Source organism: Thermodesulfobacteriota bacterium (assembly GCA_040755095.1).
Classification (GTDB): Bacteria; Desulfobacterota; Desulfobulbia; order Desulfobulbales; family JBFMBH01; genus JBFMBH01.
Genome location: JBFMBH010000228.1, coordinates 1 through 3,358, shown reverse-complemented (window position 1 = coordinate 3,358; position 3,358 = coordinate 1). Strand labels below are relative to the sequence as shown.

The window sequence follows — 3,358 nt, the reverse complement described above, 5'->3', positions numbered from 1 at the left end:
AATTGGCCAAGGTGTGGCGCCAGGACGGCGGCGAGGCCTGGGTGCTGGTGCATCCGGAGATCCAGGGCCAGCCCCAGGAGGTCTTTGCCAAGCGGATGTATGTGTACAACTACCGGATCTTCGACCGGTATGATCGCCGGGTGATGAGCTGCGCGGTGTTGACGGATGACCGCGCCGACTGGCGCCCGGACCGGTACGGATACGAGCTGTGGGGCTGCGAGCTGGGCTTCCGCTTCCCGGTGGCCAAGGTGCTGGACTACGCGGACCGCTGGGAGGCCCTGGAGCAGGACCGCAATCCTTTCGCGGTGGTGGTGATGGCGCATCTGAAGGCCCGGGAGACGCGGGATGCAGCGATCGAGCGGGCGTGGTGGAAGTTCGATCTGGTGCGTCGGCTCTACGACCGGGGGTATGCTCGGCAGCAGGTGATCGATCTTTTTCGTTTCATCGACTGGCTGATGCAACTGCCGGAGGAGCTGGAGCAGGGATTTTTTCAGCAGCTGGTGGCGTTCGAGGAGGAAACGACCATGCCGTATGTATCCAGTGTGGAGCGGATCGGAAGGAAGAAGGGTCTTGAGCAGGGGTTGGCCCAGGGCCTTTCCCAGGGTCTTTCCCAGGGTCTTTCCCAGGGTCGTCGTGAAACCCAGCTGGCGGTGGCGTCCAGGCTGCTGGGGATATTGGACGACGAGGCCATCGCCACCAGCACCGGGTTGTCGGTGGAGGAGGTGCGGCAGTTGCGCGCTGAAGGTTTGCCGGCGCCAGGGACGGTTGGCTCGTAAGGACGCACGGCTGCGCTCCCCTGGGGAACGGCGCGGCCAACATCACCTGGACCAGCCCCCTCACCGGCACAGCGGCCATTTCCGGTCAGGTGTGGATGGCGGGCGGCCTGGGCCGGAGCAACCACTGGCAGGTCTCCCTGAACGGCGCAGTCCTGGCCAGCGGCGACGTCTGGGACGGCGATCCCTGGAGCCGGGACAACCCGTTTGACTGGGGCACCCTCACTCAGGCGGTGCAGGCCGGGGATGTCATCGCCTTTACCACCTGGGGCAACGGCACCCCCCCATTTCGTGGGGATCGATCTGGCCATCGAGGCCCAGCCGGTGCCAGTGCCGGCCTCCCTGCTGCTCGTAGGCTCCGGCCTCCTGGGGCTGGCGGGCCTCCGCCATCGCCGCCGCTCCTGAGGCGGCGGTCCCCAGACCTTGGCGGGCGGCCGGTGAGCAGGCAAGCGGTCGTCCCGCCCCACCCGCTGGCCCCCCCCGATCCCTCACCCAAGCGGTCGCGCTCTTAAGAAACAACGGCCACCAGAGCGGGCTTCCGGGCGGTTCATTCATTTTTTTGGCGCCCTGCGTAGGCAACCCACAGGTCCCATGGCTCCCATGGCTCCATGGGACTTATAGGACCTATAGGACCTATGGGAGACCACCATGGCGGACTTCCGGCGTTTCATCCAGTTGGGTGCGCCCCGCCATGGCAACTCCCTCTGCCTGCAGCCCGGGATTCTTTCGCTCCCCCTCCTCTTCTCGCTCTTGCGTGTGAAGCTCGAATCGTAGGCTCTGTCCTGGCCGGTCGGACGGACAGGGGCTCACCAATGTTCGCCGTCTGGCGCTGGGCGGCAAGGACAGGCTTCTGTTCACCTTGTCGGATCAGCAGTCAACACAAAAAAAGGTTTCTCTTAAGACCAGTTCGATGCTATAAGGCAAAGAATGATTTCCCAAGAAACACAGGAAGCCCTGCGAGCGCTGGGGGCCAGGATCAGGGCCAGGCGGCTGGAGCGCAACGAAACCCAGGCCCGCTTCGCTGCCCGGCTGGCGGTCTCGGTACCCACCGTGCGCAAGCTGGAGCAGGGCGACCCCTCCATCAGCTTGGGGCTCGTGGCCGAGACCCTCCTGGTTCTCGACAGGCTTGGCGCCCTCGATGGCCTTTTCGCCCAGCCGGCGGATGACCCGTTCGCCCGCTGGGAGCGCGAGTCGCGCCCGAAGCCGGCACGTCATCGAGCCTCCCCTTCCCGGAAGTCGCCATGATCCGGCTCGTGGTCTGGCTGACCTTGCCCAGCGGCGAGCGGGTGGCGGCTGCCGAGACGATTTGTGGCATCCGGCCCGGCGGCTTCCGGTATCTGCCTGCCTTTCTGAACCATGCCGGGGCATTCGCCCTTGAGCCGCTGGGCCTGCCCCTGGGACCCGATCGGTTTCTCATTGACCGGGCCGATGGGGTGGCGGCGGTTCTGGAGGACGCCTTGCCAGACGCCTGGGGCCGGCGGCTTCTCGCTCGGCGGGCCGGTCTGTCCCGGCACCATCAGACACCGGCGCAGCTGCTGGCCGCCCTGGGCGGCAGCGGCCTGGGGGCGCTCAGCTTTGCAGCCGCCGGCGAGCCCGCGCCGCCCGATCCGCTCCCCGGGCTTCCCGACTTGCCCCGCTTGCTGGCCGCGGTGGGGCGGCTTGAGGCCGACGAGTCCCTGGCTACCGAGGAGCTGGGGATGCTCCTGGCATCCGGCAGCTCCGCCGGCGGGGCACGGCCGAAGGCTCTGATCATGGACGGCTCCCGGCCGGCGATAGCGAAGCTCCCCAGTCGTCAGGATCGGCTGTCACTGGTGGCTATCGAGGCCGCCACCATGGCGCTGGCCAGGAAGGCCGGCATCGACACCGCCGCTACCCGCCTGGAGCGGGTCCAGGGCCAGGAGGTGCTGGTCGTCCATCGGTTCGACGTCACCCCCGGTCGGGGCCGGCGGCATATGCTCTCCTTCCAGACCCTGTTGCAGGCGGAAGGCTGGTACCACGTCGGCTACCAGGACCTTTTGGGCGTGCTTCGCCGGGTGAGTGCCCAGCCGGAGATCGATGTGCCAGCCCTGTACCGCCAGGCGGTGTTCAACGCCATCGCCGGCAATACCGACGACCACCTCAAGAACTTCACCCTCCTTCATGACGACCGCGGCTTCTTCCTGTCACCGGCCTATGACCTCTTGCCGGCCGTGAGTGGCGAGGTCGAGCATGTCCTCCATTTCAGCCCCGATCACGTCTGTCCCTCGCGACGGACGCTGGTTGGCCTCGGCCGCCGGGCCGGCGTGCCGTCGCCGGCGGGCGTCGTGGATCAGGTGCTGGCCGCCGCTCAGGGCTTCGAAGAGGAGCTGGCCGCCGCCGGTGTGCCGGAGGAGGAGCAGCGACGCCTCGGCACGGTGGTCGCGCGGAACATCGCCTTGGCTTCCCCATGACTCGCGGCGGCTGGCGGACAAATTGGCCCAGGTGTGGCGCCAGGACGGCGGCGAGGCCTGGGTGCTGGTGCATCCGGAGATCCAGGGCCAGCCCCAGGAGGTCTTTGCCAAGCGGATGTATGTGTACAACTACCGGATCTTCGACCGTTATGATCG

Annotated in this window: 4 protein-coding genes; all 4 read left to right on the top strand. The window is 67.2% G+C overall.

Going from position 1 to position 3,358, the window contains the following annotated elements; all coding sequences use genetic code 11:
* The coding region (locus AB1634_19105) for a hypothetical protein (protein ID MEW6221621.1) at positions 1-776 on the top strand (776 nt) is incomplete at its 5' end.
* A 243-nt stretch (positions 777-1,019) separates the two neighbouring features.
* Positions 1,020-1,178 (top strand): VPLPA-CTERM sorting domain-containing protein, encoded by a 159-nt coding sequence (locus tag AB1634_19100; protein MEW6221620.1) that lies wholly within the window; start codon positions 1,020-1,022, stop codon positions 1,176-1,178.
* 522 nt (positions 1,179-1,700) lie between these two features.
* Entirely contained in the window at positions 1,701-2,018 is a 318-nt protein-coding gene (locus tag AB1634_19095) for a helix-turn-helix domain-containing protein (GenBank protein MEW6221619.1), read from the top strand.
* Positions 2,015-3,202, top strand: a complete 1,188-nt coding sequence (locus AB1634_19090) for a type II toxin-antitoxin system HipA family toxin (GenBank protein MEW6221618.1) — start codon at positions 2,015-2,017, stop codon at positions 3,200-3,202. The genes AB1634_19095 and AB1634_19090 overlap by 4 nt, the downstream gene beginning before the upstream one ends.
* Positions 3,203-3,358 lie beyond the last annotated feature (156 nt).

Bases quoted from the DNA above. Each gene is read 5' to 3' on its own strand.
- AB1634_19095 (MEW6221619.1), top strand. From the start codon at position 1,701: ATGATTTCCCAAGAAACACAGGAAGCCCTGCGAGCGCTGGGGGCCAGG.
- AB1634_19100 (MEW6221620.1), top strand. From the start codon at position 1,020: ATGTCATCGCCTTTACCACCTGGGGCAACGGCACCCCCCCATTTCGTG.
- AB1634_19090 (MEW6221618.1), top strand. From the start codon at position 2,015: ATGATCCGGCTCGTGGTCTGGCTGACCTTGCCCAGCGGCGAGCGGGTG.